Annotated in this window: 28 protein-coding genes and 3 tRNA genes; 16 read left to right on the top strand and 15 right to left on the bottom strand. The window is 67.1% G+C overall.

The window, feature by feature from the left end; translation table 11 throughout:
* The first annotated feature begins 129 nt into the window (after positions 1 to 129).
* Positions 130 to 414 (top strand): GlsB/YeaQ/YmgE family stress response membrane protein, encoded by a 285-nt coding sequence (locus tag MHY49_RS02395; RefSeq protein ID WP_239202288.1) that lies wholly within the window; start codon positions 130 to 132, stop codon positions 412 to 414.
* A gap of 152 nt (positions 415 to 566) precedes the next feature.
* Here MHY49_RS02395 and MHY49_RS02390 read toward each other — a convergent pair whose 3' ends face one another.
* The 4 genes from MHY49_RS02390 to MHY49_RS02375 form a co-directional block, all read right to left on the bottom strand.
* Entirely contained in the window at positions 567 to 1,430 is an 864-nt protein-coding gene (locus MHY49_RS02390) for a DUF3349 domain-containing protein (protein ID WP_239202287.1), read from the bottom strand.
* A gap of 32 nt (positions 1,431 to 1,462) precedes the next feature.
* A complete protein-coding gene (locus MHY49_RS02385) occupies positions 1,463 to 1,747 on the bottom strand; it encodes a hypothetical protein (protein ID WP_239202286.1) in 285 nt (94 codons plus the stop codon).
* 1 nt (position 1,748) lies between these two features.
* Positions 1,749 to 3,089 carry an inorganic phosphate transporter gene (locus MHY49_RS02380; RefSeq protein ID WP_239202285.1) on the bottom strand — a complete coding sequence of 447 codons (1,341 nt, stop codon included), beginning with the start codon at positions 3,087 to 3,089 and terminating at the stop codon, positions 1,749 to 1,751.
* Positions 3,090 to 3,271: 182 nt separating this feature from the next.
* Positions 3,272 to 4,024 carry a YigZ family protein gene (locus tag MHY49_RS02375; protein WP_239202284.1) on the bottom strand — a complete coding sequence of 251 codons (753 nt, stop codon included), beginning with the start codon at positions 4,022 to 4,024 and terminating at the stop codon, positions 3,272 to 3,274.
* A 215-nt stretch (positions 4,025 to 4,239) separates the two neighbouring features.
* On the opposite strand from MHY49_RS02375, the gene MHY49_RS02370 reads away from it, so the two are divergent.
* From MHY49_RS02370 to MHY49_RS02340, 7 genes are all read left to right on the top strand, one after another.
* A complete protein-coding gene (locus tag MHY49_RS02370; protein ID WP_200502693.1) occupies positions 4,240 to 4,782 on the top strand; it encodes a universal stress protein in 543 nt (180 codons plus the stop codon).
* 94 nt (positions 4,783 to 4,876) lie between these two features.
* A complete protein-coding gene (locus tag MHY49_RS02365; protein WP_239202283.1) occupies positions 4,877 to 5,482 on the top strand; it encodes a hypothetical protein in 606 nt (201 codons plus the stop codon).
* 95 nt (positions 5,483 to 5,577) lie between these two features.
* The gene (locus MHY49_RS02360; protein ID WP_239202282.1) at positions 5,578 to 6,210 is read left to right on the top strand and encodes a hypothetical protein; all 633 of its coding nucleotides are present in this window, start codon (positions 5,578 to 5,580) and stop codon (positions 6,208 to 6,210) included.
* 121 nt (positions 6,211 to 6,331) lie between these two features.
* Positions 6,332 to 6,404 (top strand) — tRNA-Lys (locus tag MHY49_RS02355).
* A gap of 254 nt (positions 6,405 to 6,658) precedes the next feature.
* Positions 6,659 to 7,186 (top strand): GNAT family N-acetyltransferase, encoded by a 528-nt coding sequence (locus MHY49_RS02350; RefSeq protein WP_239202281.1) that lies wholly within the window; start codon positions 6,659 to 6,661, stop codon positions 7,184 to 7,186.
* 111 nt (positions 7,187 to 7,297) lie between these two features.
* Complete coding sequence (locus MHY49_RS02345; protein WP_239202280.1) at positions 7,298 to 7,723, top strand: HIT family protein; 426 nt, start codon at positions 7,298 to 7,300, stop codon at positions 7,721 to 7,723.
* A gap of 86 nt (positions 7,724 to 7,809) precedes the next feature.
* Positions 7,810 to 8,334, top strand: coding sequence for an ATP-binding protein (locus MHY49_RS02340; RefSeq protein ID WP_239202279.1), 525 nt, complete (start codon positions 7,810 to 7,812; stop codon positions 8,332 to 8,334).
* A 201-nt stretch (positions 8,335 to 8,535) separates the two neighbouring features.
* On the opposite strand, the gene MHY49_RS02335 is transcribed toward MHY49_RS02340, so the two are convergent.
* The 6 genes from MHY49_RS02335 to MHY49_RS02310 form a co-directional block, all read right to left on the bottom strand.
* Positions 8,536 to 8,802, bottom strand: a complete 267-nt coding sequence (locus MHY49_RS02335) for a hypothetical protein (RefSeq protein WP_239202278.1) — start codon at positions 8,800 to 8,802, stop codon at positions 8,536 to 8,538.
* Between the two features lie 203 nt (positions 8,803 to 9,005).
* Positions 9,006 to 10,130 (bottom strand): tyrosine-type recombinase/integrase, encoded by a 1,125-nt coding sequence (locus MHY49_RS02330; RefSeq protein ID WP_239202276.1) that lies wholly within the window; start codon positions 10,128 to 10,130, stop codon positions 9,006 to 9,008.
* Positions 10,127 to 10,312 carry a helix-turn-helix domain-containing protein gene (locus MHY49_RS02325; RefSeq protein ID WP_239202274.1) on the bottom strand — a complete coding sequence of 62 codons (186 nt, stop codon included), beginning with the start codon at positions 10,310 to 10,312 and terminating at the stop codon, positions 10,127 to 10,129. Before MHY49_RS02325 ends, MHY49_RS02330 begins: the two co-directional genes overlap by 4 nt.
* On the bottom strand, positions 10,287 to 11,705 hold the full coding sequence (locus MHY49_RS02320; protein WP_239202272.1) for a replication initiator: 1,419 nt from the start codon (positions 11,703 to 11,705) through the stop codon (positions 10,287 to 10,289). The genes MHY49_RS02325 and MHY49_RS02320 overlap by 26 nt, the downstream gene beginning before the upstream one ends.
* A gap of 53 nt (positions 11,706 to 11,758) precedes the next feature.
* A complete protein-coding gene (locus MHY49_RS02315; RefSeq protein ID WP_239202270.1) occupies positions 11,759 to 13,198 on the bottom strand; it encodes an FtsK/SpoIIIE domain-containing protein in 1,440 nt (479 codons plus the stop codon).
* Between the two features lie 107 nt (positions 13,199 to 13,305).
* A complete protein-coding gene (locus MHY49_RS02310) occupies positions 13,306 to 13,725 on the bottom strand; it encodes a plasmid replication, integration and excision activator (protein ID WP_193866740.1) in 420 nt (139 codons plus the stop codon).
* 101 nt (positions 13,726 to 13,826) lie between these two features.
* Here MHY49_RS02310 and MHY49_RS02305 point away from each other — a divergent pair, with 101 nt between their 5' ends.
* Entirely contained in the window at positions 13,827 to 14,564 is a 738-nt protein-coding gene (locus MHY49_RS02305) for a hypothetical protein (RefSeq protein ID WP_239202268.1), read from the top strand.
* Between the two features lie 44 nt (positions 14,565 to 14,608).
* On the opposite strand, the gene MHY49_RS02300 is transcribed toward MHY49_RS02305, so the two are convergent.
* Complete coding sequence (locus tag MHY49_RS02300; protein WP_239202266.1) at positions 14,609 to 15,025, bottom strand: hypothetical protein; 417 nt, start codon at positions 15,023 to 15,025, stop codon at positions 14,609 to 14,611.
* Positions 15,026 to 15,221: 196 nt separating this feature from the next.
* Here MHY49_RS02300 and MHY49_RS02295 point away from each other — a divergent pair, with 196 nt between their 5' ends.
* Both MHY49_RS02295 and MHY49_RS02290 read left to right on the top strand, forming a co-directional pair.
* Positions 15,222 to 16,457, top strand: coding sequence for an AAA family ATPase (locus tag MHY49_RS02295; protein WP_239202264.1), 1,236 nt, complete (start codon positions 15,222 to 15,224; stop codon positions 16,455 to 16,457).
* 131 nt (positions 16,458 to 16,588) lie between these two features.
* Positions 16,589 to 16,661: transfer RNA gene (locus tag MHY49_RS02290), tRNA-Ser, on the top strand.
* Positions 16,662 to 16,939: 278 nt separating this feature from the next.
* Here MHY49_RS02290 and MHY49_RS02285 read toward each other — a convergent pair.
* Together MHY49_RS02285 and arsB are read right to left on the bottom strand one after the other, a co-directional pair.
* A complete protein-coding gene (locus tag MHY49_RS02285) occupies positions 16,940 to 17,368 on the bottom strand; it encodes a low molecular weight phosphatase family protein (protein ID WP_239202262.1) in 429 nt (142 codons plus the stop codon).
* Between the two features lie 23 nt (positions 17,369 to 17,391).
* A complete protein-coding gene (gene arsB / locus MHY49_RS02280; RefSeq protein ID WP_304502661.1) occupies positions 17,392 to 18,483 on the bottom strand; it encodes an ACR3 family arsenite efflux transporter in 1,092 nt (363 codons plus the stop codon).
* Between the two features lie 81 nt (positions 18,484 to 18,564).
* On the opposite strand from arsB, the gene MHY49_RS02275 reads away from it, so the two are divergent.
* The 3 genes from MHY49_RS02275 (at position 18,565) to MHY49_RS02265 (ending at position 19,538) form a co-directional block, all read left to right on the top strand.
* Positions 18,565 to 18,930, top strand: coding sequence for a helix-turn-helix transcriptional regulator (locus tag MHY49_RS02275; protein WP_239202260.1), 366 nt, complete (start codon positions 18,565 to 18,567; stop codon positions 18,928 to 18,930).
* Between the two features lie 25 nt (positions 18,931 to 18,955).
* The gene (locus MHY49_RS02270) at positions 18,956 to 19,309 is read left to right on the top strand and encodes an arsenate reductase ArsC (protein ID WP_239202258.1); all 354 of its coding nucleotides are present in this window, start codon (positions 18,956 to 18,958) and stop codon (positions 19,307 to 19,309) included.
* Positions 19,310 to 19,465: 156 nt separating this feature from the next.
* A tRNA-OTHER gene (locus tag MHY49_RS02265) sits at positions 19,466 to 19,538 on the top strand.
* A 73-nt stretch (positions 19,539 to 19,611) separates the two neighbouring features.
* Here MHY49_RS02265 and MHY49_RS02260 read toward each other — a convergent pair.
* Both MHY49_RS02260 and MHY49_RS02255 read right to left on the bottom strand, forming a co-directional pair.
* Entirely contained in the window at positions 19,612 to 20,562 is a 951-nt protein-coding gene (locus tag MHY49_RS02260; RefSeq protein WP_239202256.1) for a glutaminyl-peptide cyclotransferase, read from the bottom strand.
* Positions 20,559 to 21,212 (bottom strand): TetR/AcrR family transcriptional regulator, encoded by a 654-nt coding sequence (locus MHY49_RS02255; RefSeq protein WP_239202254.1) that lies wholly within the window; start codon positions 21,210 to 21,212, stop codon positions 20,559 to 20,561. Before MHY49_RS02255 ends, MHY49_RS02260 begins: the two co-directional genes overlap by 4 nt.
* 91 nt (positions 21,213 to 21,303) lie before the next feature.
* Between MHY49_RS02255 and MHY49_RS02250 the strand changes: the two genes are divergently transcribed.
* Positions 21,304 to 22,176, top strand: a complete 873-nt coding sequence (locus MHY49_RS02250; protein WP_239202252.1) for a 3-hydroxyacyl-CoA dehydrogenase family protein — start codon at positions 21,304 to 21,306, stop codon at positions 22,174 to 22,176.
* 88 nt (positions 22,177 to 22,264) lie between these two features.
* Positions 22,265 to 22,665, top strand: a 401-nt coding sequence (locus MHY49_RS02245) for a hypothetical protein (protein WP_239202250.1), incomplete at its 3' end; no start/stop codon positions are given.

Here is a 22,665-nt window from a genome sequence, read left to right as displayed (position 1 = left end):
CATGACCAGCAGGTGAACAGCAGATCACCGTCGCGGGGACGGGACGCGGCGGGTGGCCGCGCGCCCGCGGTGTGAGATCGTAGGGCTCACATGGTCCGCATCCGCGGACCGAACGAAAGGAGCTTCCCCATGGGTCTCATCGGACTCATCATCTCCTGGATCATCATCGGAGCCATCATCGGCCTCATCGCTCGCGCGATCCTGCCCGGCAAGCAGGCCATGGGCATCGGGATGACCATCATCCTCGGTGTCATCGGCGCGATCGTCGGCGGATTCATCGGCAGCCTCTTCGGCGGCGACGGCATCAGCGGGATCATGAACAACCCCTGGAGCGTCGGCACGATCCTGCTGTCCGTGGTCGGCGCGATCATCGTGATGGTCATCTACGGGCTGGTCACCAAGAACCGCGCCTGACACCGTCCGGTCCCGATATCGGAGCTGATCCCGGTATCGGAACCTGACGGAACATCCCGACCCCGCGCCGGAACGACGAGCGCCCGATGCCTTCAGGCATCGGGCGCTCGTGCATCTGCGGGGAGCTCGGCTCCCGCGAGGGAGGGAAGGGGTCAGCTCCGCTCGCCCAGCGGCCAGCCCTTCACGGCCAGGTGCTCGGCGACGCGGCGCATCTCCTGCTCGGTGGGCAGGTCGTTGGTGTAGCGGGTGATCGCGACGCCCGCATCCGTCGGGTCGACGATCCGACGGCCGGCCTCGTCCACGAGATGCGAGGCGATCTCCTTGGCCTCGTCGTCCGTGAGCTGGCGGCGCAGGAGCGCGAGCAGCGGGAGGCGGTCGGTCGCGGGGATCCCGGCGGGGTATCCGGCCGAGAGCCAGTCGATGATCCGCTGCACCGTGTTCGAGGACGGCGCGCCGGGGCCAGCGGGGGTCCCGGCGCCTGCGGGCATTGCGGACGTCCCGGGGCGGGCCGGGTCCGCGGACGACGCCGCGGGGGAGTGCGGGGCGCCCTCCCCGTCGGAGCCCTCGGCCGGGACGGGGGCCGCCGGCGTCTCGGTCCCGTCGTCGGTCGACGACGGCTGCGCCGTGGTCGGCGCGCCGGTCTCCGCATCGCCCGTCGTCCCGGAGGCGTCCTCTGTGCTCGCTCCGAGGGCGCCGTCGGCCGCGATGGCCCGGGCGACCTCCGCGGACTCCTCGTCCACGGGCCAGCCGGCGTCCGCGAGGCGCTCGGCGACCTCGCGGGCGTGGTCCTCGGTGACGGGAGCGGAGGTGACGCGGCCGATCGCTCCGCGCACGTCCTCCTGGCTCACGTCGCCCTCGGGGTTGTCGCGCTTGAGCTCGCCGACGATCTTCTCGAGCTCCTCCTCGCTGAGGTTGTGCGTGAGGAGGGCGAGCAGCGGGTAGAAGTCCTTGGGCGGCACGCCGTCGGGATAGCCCACGCGCAGCCAGTCCAGGATCATGCTCAACGGGTTGTTCATCGTGTCCTCTGCCCCTCGAACTCGGACGCCCCTCAGAGGGGCAGCTGGATGCCCAGGTAGTGGTCGATGCTGCCCTTGGTGATGAACAGCAGACCGTAGAGGATGACCAGGGCGACGGCCGCGAAGATGATCCACGCGCCCACGCGGGCCGCGGGATTGGCGGCGATCACGGTGCCGTCGCGCTCCTCGCCGCCCTCGCCGCGGTCCTGCAGCTTGATGCCCAGGGAGAACAGGAGGGGGAGGCCCGCACCGAGCAGGAGCCCGACGCCGAGGACCTTGAGCGTGCCGGTGATGATCTCGATGAACTCTTCGGACATCTCAGGAGTCCTTCCTGCGCGAGGTGGGGGCGGGTTCCTTGTCGCTCTCGGCGCCGCCGGAGGGCGTCGCCGCCGGAGCCTTCGTGGTCGCCTCGCCCGAGGCGGAGGAGGCGCGGGGTGCGCCCGCGGTCTCGAGCGCCGGGCTGCTCTCGCCCGGGAGGGACACCGCCTCGGCGCCCTCCTCCCAATCGTCGTTGACGTTGGCGGCGTCGACCTTCTGCAGCTGCGAGCGGTAGTAGATGTATCCGCCGACGGCGAGCAGGATCGCGAAGACCAGGAAGGCTCCGCCGACCCCGCCCACGAGGTGTCCGATGAAGTAGGTGATCGCACCGACCACCGCGGCGGCCGGGAGGGTCAGCAGCCAGCCGACGGCCATGCGCCCGGCGACGCCCCAGCGGACCTGCGCACCGGGACGGCCGACGCCGGATCCGACGATCGAGCCGGTCGCCACGTGCGTGGTCGACAGGGCCATGCCCAGGTGGCTGGAGGTGAGGATGATGGCGGCGGAGGAGGCCTCCGCGGCCATGCCCTGCGGGGAGTCGAGCTCGACGAGACCCTTGCCGAGGGTGCGGATGACGCGCCAGCCGCCCATGTAGGTGCCGAGGGCGATCGCGCCGGCGCAGACGATGATGATCCACGGCGGCAGGCCGTTGTCGACGATCTCCTGGTCGGACAGGGTGCCGTGGGCGATGAGGCCCAGGGCGATGACGCCCATGGTCTTCTGCGCGTCGCCCGTGCCGTGGGCGAGGGAGACCAGCGAGGCGGTGGCGATCTGGCCGTAGCGGAAGCCCTTCTCGCGGCGCTCCTCGCGCACGTTCGCGGTGACGCGGAAGACGAGCCAGGCGGCGCTCGCGGCGATGGCGCCGGCGATGAAGGGGGAGAGGAGGGCCGGGATGATGACCTTGATCATCAGGCCCTCCCAGTTGATGCCCACGGTGCCCAGGGCCGCGAGGCCGGCGCCGATGAGGCCGCCGAACAGGGCGTGGGAGGAGCTGGAGGGGATGCCGAACAGCCAGGTCGCGAGGTTCCACAGGATACCGCCGACGAGTCCGGCGAAGATGATGAACATCGCCGTCTCCGCGTCGAGGCCTGTGATCAGCGCTCCGGTGTCGGAATCCTGGATCTTCAGCACCGAGGTGGTCACGGTGACCGCGACCTCGACGGAGAGGAATCCGCCGACCACGTTGAGGATCGCCGAGAGCGTCACGGCGGTCTTGGGCTTGAGCGCCCCCGTGGCGATGGACGTGGCCATCGCATTGCCGGTGTCGTGGAAGCCGTTCGTGAAGTCGAAGGCCACTGCCGTGATGATGAGCAGGGCGAGGATGACGATGTCACCTGTCATGCGGCCAGTGTGCGCCCGGGAGAAAGCGGCGTGCCAGTTCTCCCCGGCCCCGTTCACCTTCCGTTCACCCGGTTCCTGGGGGTTCGTGCGTGCCTGTACGGGAAGTCACAGAAGGAGGGGGTGACCTGGTGCGGCGGCGTGCTCGGAATGTCCGGTTCGACGTCGCTTCCCGTTCACCGAGTTCACCGCGGCGTCGACGGAGGGACGGGGACGTCGACGGTGCGGCGGCCGGTCTCGTGCGGGCTGAAGCGGCCCTGGGACCAGGAGGCGACGTCCTGGTCGAGATCGTCCGCGAGCGCGGGATCGATGAGCAGGCGCAGGTGGGCGCCGTCCTCGCCGTACTCGGTCGCCTGCACGTCGGCCACGCCCTCGCCGTGGACGTCGGCCCAGTGGCGCACGGCGTTCTCCGCGAGGCCGACGTCGGTGAACGGCACCTCGAGCGCGACCTCGCTGCGCGGGACGCGCTGGAGGAGCGGGGCGTCGGCGAGGGCCGTCTCGACGGCCGCAGTGTAGGCGCGCACCAGGCCGCCGGCCCCGAGCTTCACGCCGCCGAACCAGCGCACCACGATCGCGAGGGTATCGGTGAGGTCCGCGTGCAGGAGCGCCTGCAGGATCGGCATGCCGGCCGTGCCCGAGGGCTCGCCGTCGTCGTTCGAGCGCTGCACGGGACCAGCGCCCGTGGCCTGTTCGGAGAGCACGAGCGCGGAGCAGTGGTGGCGGGCGCCGGGGTGCGCGGAGCGGGCGGCGCGCAGCAGGGCGTCGGCCTCGTCGATCGAGGAGACCGGGTGCAGCAGGGCGAGGAAGCGGGATTTCTTCTCGATCAGCTCGCCCTCGACCGCCTCAGCGAGGGTGCGGATCGCGGACGGCGCGGCTCCGGCGGGCGACGGCCCGTCGGGCGGGGGAGAGCCCTCCGTCGGCGTCTCCTCGCGTTCCATCCCGGCAGTCTACGGATCCCGTCGATCCGGTCTCGCGGGCGGCGCCGGTGCCGGACGTTCCGGGACGAATCGCGGCTCCTCCTGCAGGTCGGGACCTTCGACCTCCCCCATCCGCGCCCGGTGAGGGGCACAATGGGGTCACCGGCGAGGATGCCGGTGTCGACCGTCAGATCCTGCGGGGTCGCCCCGCAGGCGCCGGAAGGAAGTGGTCCGTCGTGAACGCAGCCCCCGAGCAGTCCGGAGACGCGCCCCGCAGCGGCGAAGCCCGACAGATCGTGGTCGGGGTGGTCGACGAGAGATCGCGGACGGTGATCCAGACCGCCGCGCAGTACGCGAAAGCCTTCCACGCGACCCTCACCTGCGTGTACGTCGAATCGACGATGCTCGCCCTCGGCGAGACCCCGCAGGGCTCCCTGTACGCGGCGGGCCTCGCCGCGGAGATCGACGAGCCCTTCTTCCCCGACGACCTCACGAAGGTCATCGAGGAGGGCGTGGGCTCGACCGGCGTGAGCTGGACGGCCGTGCCGCGCCGCGGCACCCCGACGGTCGAGCTGCACGAGGTCGCCGAGGACGTCGACGCCCTCATGTTCGTCCTGGGCACCCGGAAGCCGGGCCTGCGGGACTCCATGCGCGAGTTCATCAACGGATCCGTCGCCACCCAGCTCTCCCACAAGCAGGTGCGACCCATCGTGGTGGTCCCGCTGTGCGTGGTCGGGCACGACGACGACCTGCCGTGGATGGGCGACGGGCAGTCCTGAGGTCCCTCCGCTGATCACCTCCTGAACAGATCCTGGGGTCGGGGCGGCCCGGCGCTAACGTTGCCGGGTCACGCTCGAGCACCAGGAGGAATCCGTGAGCAGCACCGCATCGCCGTCCGCCGTCCCCGCCGCACCCGGGAGGGGGATGCGGAAGGCAGGGAAGATCCTGCTCATCGTCGGCGCGATCATCACGGTGCTCGCGCTCGCCGCGGGCATCGCCCTCACCGCCTTCGGCGCGAAGTCCTACGACGCCGCGGACACCGACTCGACGATCTTCGTCGGCGCGACCACCCTCGACCTCGAGGCCGGCACCACCTACCAGGTGTATGTGCACGCGGACGCCGAGGACTCCACCTGCACGGCGACCGCGGCCGACGGCTCGACGTCGGAGCCGGGCACACCTGACGGCGCGACCTTCGACGACTCCTATGACGACAGCTGGAAGAGCGCCTCGGCGTTCACCGTCCCGACGGACGGTTCCTACGAGGTCGCCTGCACCCCGGCCGAGAACGAGGTCGAGGTGGGCACCGAGCCCGGGAGCGACTCCCGTTCCGGCGCGCTCACCGCTCTCGGCGGCATCGCCGTGCTCGCGATCGGCACGCCGCTGGGCGTCCTGCTGCTGATCGTCGGCCTGGTCCTCGTCCTCGTCGGCCGCAGCCGCGCCACGGCCGCGCAGGGCCCGACCAGCGCGTCCGACTGACGCGACGCGCGGACGACCGGGGGCCGTTCGCCCTCGCCTGAGACCTCGCGCTCGACTAGCGTGTGAACTGCACCGTTCCGATGAAGGAGAATCCCGTGAGCATGCCCGCCCAGCCTCAGTACCCCGGCAGCCCGCAGGGCGCTCCCGGGGCTCCCGCTTCTTACCCCGCCCCGAACGGCAAGGTCCCCGGGAAGGGGATGAAGCGGGCCGGGCTGATCATGCTGATCGTCGGCCTGGTGTTCCTACTCATCGGAGTGATCGCCCTGGTCGTCTCGATCGTGAAGGTCGCCGGCGGCATGTCCGACGTGGCCGACGGGAGCACTGTCTTCTCGGGGTCGACGACTCTTCAGCTCGAGGCCGGCAAGGACATGCAGGCCTACGCCCCGGCCGATGGCACCGCGCCCTCGTGCAGCGTCATCGGTGAGGACGGCACTCCTCCCAAGACCGGCACCGTCGACACGAACAGCACCGTGAGCGCCAAGGGCGAGAGCTGGAAGTCCTTCGGATCCTTCACCGCCACGAAGACCCAGCAGTACAAGATCGACTGCGACGGCTCCGGCCAGGTGATGGTCGCCCCGCCGCTGGGCGGGGGCTTCGTGGGCGGCGTCGTCGGCATCGTCGGCAGCATCGGGGTTGGAGGCTTCGGCTTCCTCCTCCTCGTGGTCAGCGTGATCCTGTTCTTCGTCGGCCGCAGCAAGGCCAAGAAGGCGCAGAACCCCGCCTTCTGATCCCTCCGCACGAGTCGCCCGTCGGCCCTTCGCTCTGCCTGTTCGACCAGGTGGCACGGAGGGCCGACGTGCGTCCTGCGGGCGCGCGCGGATAGGATGGGCGGGCCCGCCAGGCGGGCACGGGCCTGTAGCTCAGTTGGCAGAGCATCGGACTTTTAATCCGCGGGTCGAGGGTTCGATCCCCTCCGGGCCCACCCAGGTCAGGACTATGTTCGTGGCTCCGTAAACCGCCCCGGCGGGGGCGGTGACAGCAACGCTGACAGCAACGCGGCTGTGCGTGCTGTGTTGGACGGGCGTGACAGCAACCGGGCCGCAACGGCCCGTTTATGACGCGTGCCGGACTGTCGCGCGCATCGCCCATCACTCGCGCGTGGGGAACCTCAGCGCTATCCGGCCGAGTGGTTGCATCTTCCGGTTTACAGGCAGTCGCATCGGAGAGACTGACCCTATGGAACACCACGCTGATCCAGCACTCACTCTTCGAGCCGGAGCACCACCTGACATCGAGCAGTGCGTCGCCTTGTGGGTCGATGCGTGCGCTGTGCGCGACGGTCGTTCCATCAGTGGTATCGCGGATCGAGCCCGGCCGAAGTTCGATAGAAACATAGGATGGATCGTTGCGTCGAGCGGAGAACAGGTCGATGGATTCGTCCTTGCAACCGCCCCTGGGAGTGGCATGCCGACCGATCCCCCCGGCGCTGCGGTGGTCGGCCTGCTCGCGGTTAATCCGAGCCGACAGGCTCACGGACTGGGGCGCGCGCTGCTGCAAGCTATCGCTAGGCATCTCTCCGAGGCTGGCTACAAGCAGGCGGTGCTCCATGCCCTCCTCGACAATCAACCAGCACTCGGGCTCTACCAGAGTGAAGGGTGGATAGCCGTGGGCGATGAGTACGAGCACTCTCTCCTGAAGCGACCGTTGCGAACCTTTTCGCGCGTCTTGCTGGAGGACGAACTCGGGGGAACTGCCGGAGACTGAGGCTGCGGGCACCTCGCTCCTCGGAACGTTCCGCGTCGCTTCCTACCTTTTATGGCGCAGGGCTTCCCCGCGCGCCCCCCGTCCTGGTGAGGAGCCTGAGAGGGTTGGGACATGACTTCAACATCGTGTGTGTTCTGCGGCCTCCTTGCGGATCAAGGCGAGGCGACCTGGGTGGCGAGGCGAGAAAGGGCTTCGGCGTTTCTTCCTCTGGCTGAGGGTCGGCTGTCTCCTGCTCACACGGTCGTCGTGCCGAACGATCATGCCCTAGGCATCCACGATGCCTCTGCGGAGTCGCTACAGGCGGTCGTGCTGCTTGCTCAGGAAGTGGCCCGCGCCATGGAAGAGTCCATTGGCGCGCGGGGCGTGAACATCCTCAACGCCAGCGGGCCCGACTCGGACCAGTCCGTGCCCCACCTCCACCTGCACGTCGTTCCGCGCTGGAAGGGCGATGGCCTCGACACGTGGCCCTCGACTGTTTCGAGCCACTCTCTCGACGATGCGTGGCTCAGCGCGGTCCGCGCAGCGATGACCCCGTGAGAACATCTCGGACCACCCCGGACTAAGCGTCTGCGCAGCCGCACTATTCAGGCGACAACGTGCGAGGGCGGCGGTAGGTTGCGAGGATGACGATGGCGCTGATGTGCGGACTCTCCTTCGCGGGCAAGAGCACCCTTGCGGCGCAACTGGCTGAGGCTCTGCCTGCCAGCCTGGTTAGTCTCGACCTCATCAACGAGGAACGCGGCCTGCGCGGCGGCCAGGGCATCCCGCTGGAGGAATGGGCCGAGACCAACCGAATCGCGCACGAGCGTGGACGTGAGCTTCTGGACGCGGGACACCATGTGGTCGTTGACGACACCGGATCGCCGCGGTTCATCAGGGATGAGTGGCGGAAGATCGCCAACCGCTCCGGCGCACCGTTCGTGGTCGTGTGGGTCCAGATCAGCCCTGAACTCCAGCAGGCACGCGTTCGCGCCAACAGGCAGTCTCGGGGCCGCCCGGACGTGACCGATGCCGTCCTCCACGATCACCGGGCGAGCTTCGAACCTCCGACCGATGAGGAAGTACTAGTGGTCGATGCCAAGGACACGGCCGACCCAGCACAAGTGGCCGCGCTCGTGCAGCGGCTCCGCTCCCATCGCATGCCCTAGGGCGCAGGAAGCCACCAAGGCTCCGCGCTCATTGGCGCACATCCGACCGTTTGTGGCGTACCCCGCAGTGGGCTGGCAGATTGCGAAGTAGTGCGACTCCGGAAAGATCGATGCGATAATGGCGCCTCCCCTTCGTCGAAGTGCGCTGCTCTCAATCTGCGCACCACCCGGCATAGGCAAGTCCACCCCGCGCTGCCCCTCCTAATCTGCGAGTGGGGTCGCGCCGGCAACTTCGGCGGCGCTGATCCAGGTGGCGATACCTGGCGTCGCCAGTTCGTAGTAGCCGTCGATCAGGTACGAGTACTTCGACGCTGTATTGGCGCCCGCAGATCCGCGAGCATTCACGTAGCGGTACACCACCGCGCTGTCGCCGCCCTCCGACTTCGCTGCGGCAAGTGCTTTCGAGAGAGCGACGTCAAGCTCCTCGTCGTCGTCCATCCATAGCGCACGCATCTCTTTGTCGAACACGACCGCCAGAAACTGTGGCTGGGCCGAGGAAGTCGACGGAAAGTGATCGACCCAGTACGTCGGGAACGGGAGCTCGGTCCATGGCTCATCACCGGGCAGTGGGCTTCCGAGGATCTTGGTTGGACTTGTGTTCGGTTGAGCCTTCAATGTTTCCGCCTTGATGTTGACAGTCCGGTTCGCATGATGTAGGGGTCGCCGTCACGCTACCTGAAGAGTGCGTCCATCCGCTGCGCGGACTCGTCCTGCAGCGCGGGGATGACGTGCGAATAGGTGTTCATCGTGACCGCGATGGCGGAGTGCCCCAGAAGCTCCATGACGACGCGCGGAGCGACACCCTCCGCGAGGAGCAGGGACGCGCAGGTATGGCGGAGGTCGTGCAGCTTGACCCTGCGCAGCTCCGCCTTCTTCAGGAGCGCCTCGAAGGCACGGTTCACGTTGCGCGGCTCAATCGGCGTACCGGCCTGGGACGTGAACACGAGCGTCGTCGAGTCCATGGGCAGCCCGAGCGAAGCAAGCTTCACTCGCTCGGAGGAGTGGTGACGCCTCAGCGCATCGATGCAGAAGGACGGAACCACGATCCGACGACGCGAGGTGTCCGTCTTGGGACTCTTCAGCCGCAGCTCGCCCCGAGAGCGCTGAAGGGACTGCACGACCCGCAGGCGACCGTTCTCGAGGTCGACATCGCTCCACCGGAGGCCGAGCGCCTCACCCCGTCGTAGCCCCAGCCCGATGTAGAGGGTCCACAAGGCCTCCCAGTCGTGCCCCTTTGCGGCTCTCAGGAGCTGCTTCGCCTCCTCCGGCGTCAGCGGTTCGACCTCCCGCCGTGCAGGGTTGGAGACCACGACCAACTTCGCCACGTTCCTCGGGACAAGGTCCTCGCGCATCGCGTGCTGGAGAGCCGAGCGGATGATCGCGTGAATCTGCTTGACCGTGGCCGCGCTCTTGCCCTCCCGGGTCTTCGCGCCGAGGAACTCCCGCAGATCTGACGCGGTCAGCTGGCCCAGGGGCTTGGAGCCGAGCGCGGGCAGGATGTGGTTCCGAATGTAGCCCTCGTACGTCTGATAGGTCGCCGGGCTCAGGCGCGGTTCCTGGACATCGCGCATCCAGGCTTCCAGGAAAGCCTTCACCGTGAGCCGCCCAGGAGTCGCCGCGATACCCGAGCGGGATGACTCCTGCATCGTGGCGAGCTTCGCACTGACCTCCTTGCGGGTCTTCCCATACGCCGTCTTCCGTCGACGAGTGCCGTCCGGAGTCAGGACGTACGCCGCACCAGCCCACCGACCGTCCTTGCGCCGGTAGATGCTGCCCTCACCGTTCGCGCGGCTCATGCGACCACAGGAGCCGGCTCGAGGCTCTCGACGTATGCGAGAAGGTCGGCGGCCTTGACCAGACGGGAGCGACCGAGCTTGACGCTGGGCAGCTCGCCGGAGCGCATCAGGTCGTACACCCGGGTCTTCGAGACGCTGAGTCGATCAGCGACCTCGTCAGCGGTGAAGCAGAGCTTCTCCATGGTTCTTTCCTTTCTCGTGGAGTCGAAGGGCAGCGCGGTGAGAGTCCTTCCACTCGCGTGCGGCGTCGGCGGCAGAGCGGGCGAGTTCGGCATCCCCGGGGGTGAGCCAGCCCTGTCCGGCGAACCGGAACTCGTTGATCGCGACGGTGTGTTCGGTGGCGTCGAACGAGTCAGAGGTCTCCGAGGAACCCGCGGACGTCTCGAGCTGCTCGCGATCACGGTGGTACTTGCGTCGTGCATCGCGCAGCGTGCCAAGGGTGGTCGAGAAGCGACGGGACTTGCTCGCGAAGTGACCGCGGAAGCCCAGGGCATCAGCCCACTTCCCGAGCAGCACGTAGGGGCTCGCGAATCCGTCGGCGAGGAGCGCCCGCCCACACAACTCGAGGCAGGTCTCCCGCAGGCGTCTGAGGTGGCGATTCGGTGCGCCGTCCGCTGCGACATCACCGGCCGCCTTGGTGGCGTACTTGGCAAGGTAGGCCGCCACCATCTCGGGCGAGACGTCGCCGCCATCGTCTGTGCGTCGCTGGACGGGGCGAGCGTCGACCTGACGTCCGAAGCGGAGAGTGCGAGCGGAGTCATTGCCGTCGACCGGCGCGGCATCGACCTCAACGTCCTGCGCGGCGTCGAGACAGCGCTCAGCAAGCCAGGAGGCGGGGACGTCGATTGCGGGGGAGGGGAAGGGCTCCTCGTCCGTCGGAGCCCCATCGAGCCGGACAAGTGCGTGCAAGTGGATCGCGCCGCGCTTCTGGTACTCGCCGACCTTGGCGAACTGCACGCGAAGGAGATCCCTCGAGGTCTTCTCACTCATGCCCAGGTGAGTCGCCACGAGACGACGCAGGCGGATCGTGAACCGCCGCCACAGTTCAGGGCAGTGCCACTGCCAGACCGTCTGCCCTTCGTAGTCGTAGCAGTCCCGGCACAGCGGCTGACCGACCAGAGCATCATCGGAGGCGTGGAGTTCCGTGCAGCGACGAGGGCGACCGTGCTCGCACAGTCCCGGTGCAGCGTTGACGGTGCACGGCCCAGGCTGGGCACCGGGACGAGTCGACGAGTGCACAGCGCCGAACGACGGTGCGGTCAGCGTGAGGAAGACCAGCGGATGAGCGGAGACGCTCTCCGGGACTCCCTTGTCCCCACCGGAGACACCTGCGGAGAGGAGGTGCCACATGTCGCCCTGGTACTCATGGGAGCACGAGGGGCAGCGTGAGGCACGGCGATTGCCGCAGCGGACGTAGAGAACGCTGTCAGGGAGGTCGCGGCTGTCGAATGTGCTCAGGTGCTGCCCGGACCGGCGATCGAAGGTGCGCGCCTGACCGAAGAGGCGCACCGGGTGGGAGCAGAATCCCGTCGAGGCGACCTGCTTGGACCAGTCCTCGAAGCCGTCGGAGAGCATCCGTGTCAGTGCGGTGGGGTCCTCGACGTCGAGGGCGTAGAGATCGGCGTCGATCACGATGCGGCTCCTTCCGAATCCGACTTGCTCCGAGCGCGAGCGCGCGAGCTACGAGGCTTCTCCGCGGGCTCCGGGATGACGACGGGGATCGTCGACGGGGCCGGGAACCGTTCAGCCGCTGCGCGAATCAGGTCGTCATCGACGAACGCAGCGCGCACGCGGATCGGCTCCGAGCCGTCTTCCGGGACCACATAGCCGATGCCCGGAGAGGCGAGCGGGATCTTGTGACAGAGGGCTCCGGACGCGACGGCACCGTCACCAAGGACCATCGAGGTCTCCTCGCGATCCCGCAGACGAAGCCCGACCATCTGGGTGAACAGTCCGCGGTTGGGGATCGTCTCCTTCCGGGGATCCTGGAGGCAGGCGACCACGGTGTAGCCGACGGCGCGCCCCTGGGAGCAGAGCAGCGACATCGCGGTGCGAGCGCGGCTCTTGAGGTCGCGGTCCTCGATGTACGACGTCAGCGCGGCCACCTCGTCGATCAGCACGACGACCAGCGGTTCATCGGCACTCGCGGTGTGCTGGCGGGTATGACCGGCCATCCGTCCGAGGCGAGCACTCATCGCCTCGACGGCGTCCTCGAGCACCACCACGGCTTCAGCAGGCGTCACGGCGTAGCGGGTGAACAGATCCTTGCCCATTCCCAGCTCGACGCCGCCCTTGAGGTCGATTCCGTGGACCTGGGCTTCGCCGCGAGCGATGGCGGGAGCGAGGCCGATGGTGACGCCCCAGACAAGCGATGCCTTCCCGGAGCCCGAGGAACCAGCCACGAGGGTGTGTGTGCCCGCGATGCGGAGCCACCAGTCGTCGTCCCTGGTGTCGATGCCCATCCACACCGAGCGGCCATTCCAGGGATCTTCTGCTTCCGGGAGCCCGCGGTAGACGATCTCGGAGAGAGCATCGCCGAACGTGAAGATCAGAGTGGGGGAGAGGTCTCCCGTCACGCGAATGTCCGTGGCGCCTGCCGTCGTGCGGAGGCGGTCCGCGACCTTCTGGAAGTCCTCAACGGTCTGGCCAGTGAGCAGTCCGGGCACGACGGCGAGCTCGTTGCGAGTCCACCGCTTACTCACGATGGTGGGGCAGACAAGGCGCTTCTGCCCCTCACGATCAATGCTGGACGATGTCAGCCCGCACTCCTCCATGAGCAGCGGCCATGACTCGAGCAGGTCGAGCCACACGGACCGGCGCGTCAAAGGGTGCGAGATAGCCCGGTAGTACGTGTGGGGCTGGAACCGGGCCCAGAGTGCGAAGTACAGCGCGATGGCTCCAACGACGGCGAAGGGCTTCCAGCTCCCGAGCAGGTCGGCCGAGAGCCAGGTGAACATCGCGACGACGAACCAGAACCGGTGGAACCAGCGCACGTGACCCCAGAGGCCCGTGAGAATCCACCGCAGCTCGGCGAGGCCGAAGCGGAAGGCGAGGGAGGCGGTGTGCATGGCTCACGCACCTCCGAACGCCAGCTGCCAGCCGAGCGGGATGACCTGCCAGAGCAGGATCCCGATAGCTGCGACGTTGAGCAGACCCATCGCCTTCCGCTCCATGATCACGCCGCCTCGGTGCTCGAGGTGCGAGCAGAAGCCTTCGCCTCGGCGAAGCCCGTGGCCCTCAGCGAGTACGCGATCTTCGGGAAGTTCCCGTTCTGGTCGACGTACGGCGTGAGGGTGAGCCCTTCGAAGGCGACAGCGCGGAAGGGACCAGTGGCCGGCCCCTTGGGCGGCACCGGCTGGTGATCGGAGGAGACCTTCACTGTCACCTCGGCCTGCCCCTTCCGGCTCTCGGGGTCCGGATCCAGAACCCGGACCTGCCAGACGCGCTGGCCAGAGACCTTGTCACGCACCTGGGGGTCGACCTCACCGGCCCTCTTCTTGTCGAAGTCCTCGGCGGCGGTGACCTCGCCGATCATGTACGCGCCCTGGGGGAACACGTCCTCCATCTGGACGGGGAAACGAGTCTGCACAGCCATGGTTGGCCTCCTTGGGTTGGGATCAACTGCACGACCAGTGAACACACGTCACGTGACTGATGTCAAGTGACGGATGTGAACACGAGTGCTAGCCTCATGGCATGAGCGAGGCGATGCAGGGGCAGGCCAGCCCAGAAGGCGACGAGTTCGCGATCCCAGCCGCGGTCAAGCAGCTGGTTGTCAACCTTCAGCAGCGCTCCGAGGGGGCGCTGAGGCATCGCCGAGAAAAGTTGGCCAGCGTAGAAGGTGACGAGCCGTTCGCAGTTGAGGTAGTCGCTCTCTCCACCTACGCCGAAGAGCTCCTGAAGGCATCTCGGACCGTCGTAAATGCATATGCGCACGCCATCGCTAACCCGCGCCCCAGTTTGCAAAGGCTGGCATTCGCGCAGGAGATCACGCCAAGCAACTTGCGTCGACGGTATACATCTGCCCATGTGTTGGGTGTGAATGAGCTCATACAAGAGAGCCCTTCCATCGATGTTATCCAGTGCGTCTTCCCAGTCGTCGCCGATATGGACCTCAAGGGAATCTCCGAGAAGGTCGACCACGAAGTTTCCATGCGACTCGAACTTCGTGCTGCCTGCTTGGCCGGGAGTCTGGATCTGCTCTCGAAGGTTCTAAGCCCGGAGCGGGCGCGTGAAGTACTACTCCGCGAGGGACGCGTGCCTCCCCACTACGGCCCAACTGGCTCGGATGGAGACTTTGAGTTCGAGCGCATGCCGCTAGGGAGGATTGGCGGGGAAGTCGTCATGAACGCAGCCGCCGACCTTGGAGCTGAATACGTCGAGTACGCCCGGCGGGAGCTTGCCGCGTACGACCGCGTTTCTGCCGATCGTTGATCGACCTGTCGGTTTGTTCTTCGACCTACGTCGCTAGCTCGGGATCAGCCGTTGTGTGAATCCTGTGTCAGAGCACATGCGGCACTGGCAACGGCTTCGAGCCGCCCGACGCGAATGGCATTGATAGCGGTGTCGTCGTCTAGCCAGGGGTTCGCTCCGGTGAACCAGGCGCGCGCGACCGCTTCCCCCTCGGCCTCCGCGACCATCCTCCAGGCATCGTGCGCGAAGCGAAGGCGTTTCGAAGCATCAAGCCCAGGCTCCGGACCATCATGTCTAGCCCACTCTCGAGCAGTCATGGCATCCGAAGCTCCGGCCAGCGCTGCGACGAGCGTTGCGCCGAGTGAGCCGTTGAGCCGCCGGACGATCTCGCGCAACTCAACGTCGCGGGCGTCGTCGACGGTGCTGGAAGGGGCGCCACTGCCACGGGGCGTACCGAGCGGTCCCACTTCCGATGCACCCATCTCGTCCTCACTGCCGATCAGCCTGGTACGAGAAGCGTACTCCGCAGCGTGTCGACGCCGAGGCCGTGAGAACTTTCCCTACTCCTTCAAGGCGGACGGCTACGCCGTCCGCTCGCGCCGGCCCGCGAAGGTTGTCCTCGCTTCGCTGCGGGCGACCTCCCGCGGGCCGGCGCGAGCCACGAAGTAGGATCTAGCCATGAGCAGCCTAAAGCCTGAATCAGTGTTCACGCCCAAGACAATTGTGACTCGCGAGATGTTCGCGCGCCGCAACGAGTCTGACTTGGATGGGATGCCGGGCCTTCAAGATACTTTGCAAGATGCTTTGCGCGAGAAGGGCGGCCAGATCCTACTTTATGGCGATACCGGAGTGGGTAAGTCGTCGCTTCTGCAGTATGCGGCCGAAGACGAAGGGCTCGGCATTGCCCTGGTTGAGTGCACCTCAGCAATGAGCTTCTCAGACATTGTTGATTCTGCAGTTCGACAGGTGGTGTCTGTTCGAGAAATTTCGTTCAAGAAGTCACGTTCGGCTGAAGGCGCAGTTTCCGGTGAGGGTAGTGTGCCATGGATGGCTAAACTGACGGCTTCGTTCCGAGCGACCGGAGGCAAGGAAACTCAGTACGAAGTAGTTGAAAAGAGTGCGATGGACGTACTTTGGGATCTTCTGCCAAAGGCAGGTAAGAACTTGATTGTTCTCGACAATTTTCAGAACGTTAAGTCTGTCAGCACTAGAGAGCTAGTGGTTCAGACGATGGAACAGTTCTCTGATCGCGCCGCGCGTGCGGAGGGTTCGGGATTGAAGATCGTCGTGGTCGGGATCGCCGAAGATGCTCAATCTCTTCTGGGGGAATCACGCTCATACTCGCGTCGAACCACTGAAATCGGCGTCCCGAGGATGCCTGACGACGAAATCCTGGAAATATTCGAGCGCGGTTTCGGGAAGTTGGGGATAACCGTTAGTGAGGACTTGTTTGCAAAGTTCGCGTTCTATAGTGATGGCTTTCCGTATTTTGCGCATCTACTCGGGTTGAACGTCGCGCGTGCGGTACTGCGCTCAAGTGATAGGTCGGTCTCGCCAAAAGATCTCAGCATCGCTCTACTTCGGTCGGCAAAGGGTGTAACTGGCAGCTATTCGGAGCGTACTAGGAAGGCTCGCGAATCGGGCGGAGAAGTCAAGCCGCGTAGTCAGATAATGGATCTTCTAGCCCGCTCTGATCGTCGCGATTGGTCAAGTACTGACGTCCAGGGGCTTTGGGCGGAGAACATTGATTATCGTTCTGATTATGCCTTCCTGCATGTCGCATTGGGGCAACTTATCACGGAGAAGCACGGGAGGATCCTGAAGCGCACTGGTGCGCGCAAGCACTATTTGTACCAGTTTGAGGACCCGCATATGCGGCCATATCTTCGCATCACTGCGGGCGTCGACTTGTAGGAGCCTCGCCGCCTTGTGTGCGTCCAGAGGACTAGCTAGCAGGCTCCTGACTTGGCTGACAGCAACGTTGACAGCAACGCGGCTGCGTCCGTCTGTCCCCGCGCGGCGAGAACGACTGCTATGACCTGGACGGGCCAGTTCGGGCACCCGTGCTCTGACGGACTTTTAATCCGCGGGTCGAGGGTTCGATCCCCTCCGGGCCCACTGGTCAGAGCTCATTTTCGGCGACACCATCGTGTCCTGGGGAGTGGTTTGACAGCAACGTGGTAGGGGTTTCGGCTCGCTTGACGGGGCAGCACGCCTGCCGGCCGCGTTCGCGGGACGAGAGCGATATCCGCGATGAGAGTCTCGCGGGAACGGCAGGCCGCGCTCGGAGAGGTGGGCGGCGGCCGACATGCCGATGGGGCCAGCGCCGATGACGACGACGGGATGCGCGCTCGTTGCGGTGGTCAGCATGAGGGGTCTCCTTGCTGCGGGCGCGGTCAGTTCGCGGTAGCGGTGAGGTCGTTCAGGAGTGCACGGACGCGAGCGTCGATGTCGTCCCGCACCAGGCGCATGCGCTCCATCCCTTCGATGCCCCTCAGGGAGGGCTCATCGGTGTGCCAGGTGGTGACCGGCGCGGTCATTCCCTCGACGGGTTCGAGGACGGCTTCGCCGCCGATGACGATCACGTGGTCGACGCTGCGCAGCAGCTCGGAGGTGACCGGCTGCGGGACGGCGGAGGACATGTCCGCGCCGACCTCGGCGATTGCCTCCGCGGACTGGGCATTGATGGCGGTGCCGGGGCGGGTGCCGGCGGAGTGCACCTCGACGGCATCTCTGGCGTGATGGCGCATGAGGGCGGCCGCCATCTGTGACTTGCCGCCGTTCTTCACGCACACGAACAGGACTGCGGGGCGTTTCGCGGTCATGGTGACTCGATCTCTCTGCTGGTTCATCGGGTGGGAACGGTCGCGTCGCCGGGGAAGAGCCGGCGGCCCATCGCGAGAGCGACGTAGACGAGGGCGACGAGGACCGGGACCTCGATCAGGGGGCCGACGACACCGGCGAGTGCCTGGCCGGAGGTGACGCCGAAGGTGCCGATGGCGACGGCGATGGCGAGCTCGAAGTTGTTGCCCGAGGCGGTGAACGCGACGGTGGTGGACTTCGCGTAGTCGAGGCCGATCGCCCGTCCGAGCAGGAAGGACCCCAGGAACATGACCACGAAGTAGACCAGCAGCGGCAGAGCGATGCGGGCCACGTCTCCCGGGGCGGAGAGGATCGCGTCGCCCTGGAGAGCGAACAGCAGCACGATGGTGAACAGCAGCCCGTACAGCGCCCACGGGCCGATCTTCGGGAGGAACCGCTCCTCGTACCAGGTCCGGCCCTTCGCTCGCTCCCCGAGGACGCGGGTCAGGAAGCCGGCGACCAGGGGGATCCCGAGGAAGATCAGCACGCTGAGGACGATCGCGCCGATCGAGAACTCGGCCGACGTGGTCGGCAGCCCCAGCCACGACGGCAGCGCCTGGAGGTAGAACCAGCCCAGGGCACCGAAGGCGATCACCTGGAAGACGGAGTTGATCGCGACCAGCACGGCGGCAGCTTCGCGGTCACCGCAGGCGAGGTCGTTCCAGATGAGCACCATCGCGATGCAGCGCGCGAGGCCGACGATGATCAGGCCGGTCCGGTACTCCGGCAGGTCGGCAAGGAAGATCCACGCGAGGCCGAACATGAGTGCCGGTCCGACGAGCCAGTTCAGCACCAGCGAGGTCACCAGCAGGCGTCGGTCCGCGCCGATGCGCCGGGTCTCGTCGTAGCGGACCTTCGCCAGGACCGGGTACATCATCACCAACAGCCCGATTGCGATGGGGAGGGACACAGACCCGATCTTCACCGCCTCCAGCGCGGTGTTCAGGCCGGGGATGAACCGCCCCAGCAGGAGTCCCACGGCCATGGCGGCCAGGATCCATACCGGGAGCCAGCGATCGAGGAAGGACATCTCCTTCATCACGCGCGGCTGCTCCACATCCTTGGTGGTCGTGCTCATCGGGCTTCGACACCTTCCATCGACGGATATCGATGAGTACGCTATGCTCCACATCGATGACTGTCAATGTAAGGTGAGGGCATGACCACGACGACCGACGCCACAGCCACCGGACGCGCTGCGAGAACTGACTCCGACGAGTGTTGCGCACTGTCCGCAGGTCCGGTCGACACCGCAGACGCCGAACGGATCGCCTCCCTGTTCAAGGCGCTGTCCGACCCCACACGCCTCCGGCTCCTCTCCCATGTCGCCGCCCAGGGGTGTGAGTCGGTATGTGCGTGCGATCTCACCGAGCCGCTCGGCATCAGTCAGCCCACCGTCAGCCACCACATGAAGAAGCTCGTCGACGCCGGCCTGCTCACGCGCGAGCAGAAGGGCCGCTGGGCCCACTACTCCGTCGTCCCGTCAGCCCTCGCCGAGCTCCGCGCGTTCCTCGACATCGCCTGAACCACACCCCGGTCGGGAGGCTCCCATGACCGCTCGCCCCAGCGTCTTGTTCGTCTCAGTTCCCAACGCCGGTCGATCCCAGATGGCAGCCGGGTGGCTGAGGGAGCTCGCCAGGAACTGCATCGAGATCTCCCACCAGAAGCCGAAGATCCTCACCCCCGAATTCGTCCAGGCCTCCGACGTGGTCATCACCATGGGATGCGGCGACGACTGCCCCTATTACGCCGGCAAGCGGTACGAGGACTGGAAACTCGAGGACCCAGCCGGCAAGGGCGTCGCGGAAGTCCGCCCGGTGCGCGATGAGATCCGTACCCGCGTCGAGGAGCTCATCGGCAGCTTGCTGTCCCGCGAGCCACTCGACATTCCAGTCCAAGGTTGAGGAAAGCTGAGCGCACGTGTGACTAGGGCTTCTGGAGACACCATCCCCAAGGAGCAGATGCCGACTCGTCTCGAACACCTTTTGACAGCAACGCTGACAGCAACGCGATGGTACCCGTCGTGCTTCGGATAGCAGTACGAGCTCTCTGACCTGCTTGTACATGCTCTGCGGTCGATGCTCCGGCGGACTTTTAATCCGCGGGTCGAGGGTTCGATCCCCTCCGGGCCCACGCTGATGATGGGGCAGTCCGTTCGCGAGGCGGATACGCGGCACGTGGGCCGCATTCTGCGTCGCCCTCTGACTCACACCCCGCCGTGCAGCACCAGTCCGGTCACACCTCCGGCTAGCTCGGCGATCCGTCGCATAGCACCGGTGGAGAGGTCCACCTCGTACACATGACCGCCGAGGTCCGAGACGAAGGCGAGGTCCCGGTCGCGGGCGACGGCGACACCGATGGCCTCATGGAATCCGCGGGCGAGGATCTGGGGCGCCTGGCCGCGGGTGCCCGGCGCGGGGATCGGTGCCCGATTCAGCGAATTGCCCTCGGGCTCTGCACCGCGGTCGGTCCAGATCAGGGTGCCGGCCTCGGGATCGAGCTCGAGGTCGATCGGCTCCGGAAGGCCGTCCCACAGTACCTCGATGTCCTCGCGGGAGTCGGCAGTCGTGCCCTCCGGGATCTCGAGCGCCGCTCGAAGGATCCGTCCGTGACCTCCCTTGGAAGGGCCCTTCTGGCTCCAGTAGAGATGGCCGGCCTCGGCGTCGACCGCCACCCCCACGCACTCGTCCTCGGCGGCGCTCGGCGTGGTCCCCGAGGTCAGCACCAGAGGGGTCACGCCGCTGCCGTCCGCCTCGCAGCGGTAGACGCCCCGCCCTTCGCGATCGCTCCAGAAGAGCCGACCGGTGGTCGCCTCACGGACCAACTGCTTTCCGGTCGTGAACGACCCACGGGGCACGAGCGTCTTCACCTCGCCGCCCTCGAGCGGGATCGTGATGATCGACCCGTCGTGCGCTGTGAACAGTGGCTCGGCGCCCTCGCGCGGGGCCGGTTCCGGCCGCCCCATGAGCGTCACCACGATCTCGCCGGCGACGGGGTCCACGGCGATGCCGTCGGGCACGTCCTCGAGGCCGCTGACAAGAGTGCTCACCCGGCCCGTGGTCGGGTCGATGCGGTGCACGCCGCCCGTGGCGGCGCTCAGTGCGAGCAGCGTCGGGCCCGCCGCATTCGAAGTGTTGTCGGTCCTGGTGTCGGTCATGCGGGGTCCTCCTCGATAGATGGGGGTGCGGTGGTCGTGCCCGCGGCAGGCGAGAGTCCGCGGAGCACGGCGAGGACGGTGTCGCGGCGCAGCTGCTCGGGGTCCGTCACGAACGGCCCCTGCAGCACCGCGCCGATGTGAGCGGCGATGACCGCGCGGGTGGCGTCGGACCCGTCGCCGGGCAGGTCGAGCCCGGCGGAATCGGCCAGGACCGTCACCATCGGGGTGAGGCCCCGGCGCAGTTCCTCGGCGTGCTCGTGCAGGGCGGCAGCGACCCCGGAGTCGTGCGGTGCGCGGGCCGCGAAAGCGGCGCGCAGGGCGTACCACTGCGGATCCGCCGGGACCGCGCGCAGGAAGGTCTCCATCGTCGCGGCGAGGTCCGAGGGTGCGTCGTCCTCGTCGGTATGCCCTCCGGGCTCCCGCGTGGTCGCGAGTCCTGCGAGCACCTGTGCCGTCCGGCGCTCGTAGACCGCGAAGAGGATCTCCTCAATCGTCGAGAAGTTCGAGTAGAAGGCGCCGCGCGTGAAGCCTGCGCGGGAGCAGATCTCGTCGATCTTCGGGGAGAGGGTCCCCGTCTCCTGCAGCAGCTCCTCGAGCGCGTCGAGCAGGCGCTCGCGGGTGCGGGACCGGCGTCTGACGCTCGTGCTCAAGGTCTCCTCCTTCTCGCGGTCCTCCGGGGCAGCTGAGGATTCATACTGTATTGGATTCAGAATGTACGCAACACCGGAGGATGGACACCGCATGGGTTTCGAAGTGCCGAGCAGTATCGCCGAGCGCGCCGTCGCCGTGGTCGGGGGCGGCACCCTGGGCCGTCGGATCGCCGCCGTCTTCGCGAGCGGAGGAGCCCCCGTCCGCGTGGTCGACCCCGCGCCCGAGCAGGGCCGCGCCGCCGTCGAGTACGTGACGTCCACGGCCCCCTCGCTCCGGGCAGCTCTCGACGCGCCGCACGGCGAAGAGCCCGGCGACGCCCTGGCCTTCTCCGATGTCGAGGACGCGGTCCCCGGCGCGTGGCTCGTCGTCGAGGCGGTGCCGGAGCGGCTCGAGATCAAGCGCCCACTGTTCGCGACGCTCGATCGGATCGCCGACCCGGACGCCCTGCTCGCGACGAACTCCTCCTCCTTCGCCTCCCGCGAGGTCATCACCGAGGTCGAGCACCCGGAGCGCGTACTGAACATGCACTTCGCGATGCCGCCGCGCAGCATGGCGGTCGAACTGATGAGCGACGGCCACACCGATCCCGCCGCGCTGGAGCTGCTCGCCCGCGAGCTCCCGGCCTTCGGCCTGCTCCCCTTCATCGCCGCCCGCGAGAGCACCGGGTTCATCTTCAATCGCATCTGGGCCGCCATCAAGCGCGAGTCGCTCGCCGTGGTGGCGGAGGGCGTCAGCACCCCTGCCGACGTCGACGCCATCATGCGGGCGAACACCGGGATGGCGGCCGGACCCTTCGAGATGATGGACCAGGTGGGCCTGGACGTCGTGCTGGACATCGAGGATCACTACCTGCGGGAGCGTCCGTGGCTGCCCACCGTCTCGCGCGACCTGGTGAAGTCCGCGGTCGACGCCGGCCTGCTGGGACGCAAGAGCGGCGAGGGATTCTTCCGCTACGAGGTCTGACCGCGGCCGGAGGTAGGTACGGTGCATCATGCCCACTTCCCTTCGCACCAGCACACGTCGGACGGTCGAGCACGTCTGGGAGGAGCGGATGGGAGCGCAGCCCGGGACGCTGCGTGCGGGCGGGGTGTCCTACGTGGAGTGGCCAGATTCCACTGCAGTTGTCATCCTCGACATCGGAGGCGCGCTCCTGGTCGCCGGACAGTCGGAAGCGGTCGAACTCCTGCGCGGGCTTACCCCGGGGCAACTCACGGATGTCGAGGGCATCGAATCGGCGCTTCGGAGTCTGCGGCCTGAGCTGGTAGGCAAGGCGCTTCTGGGGTACGTCGACGGATCGTCGTTCACCCCCACGGATCCTTCGGGCAGAGCGCGCCAGGTGGACCGTCGCGCCATGGAGGAGGTGATCTCGCAGTGCGAGGTCGACGACCGTGACGAGAGCGGCCTCGCCGAAATGACCTCTTGTTTCGTGGTGGACGAAGAAGGGGGGGGGGG

Origin of the sequence: Brachybacterium sp. ACRRE, from assembly GCF_022346485.1 — a bacterium.
GTDB lineage: Bacteria > Actinomycetota > Actinomycetes > Actinomycetales > Dermabacteraceae > Brachybacterium > Brachybacterium halotolerans.
The sequence above is the reverse complement of the archived record's forward strand: the minus strand, read 5'-3'. Positions and strand labels throughout refer to the sequence as shown.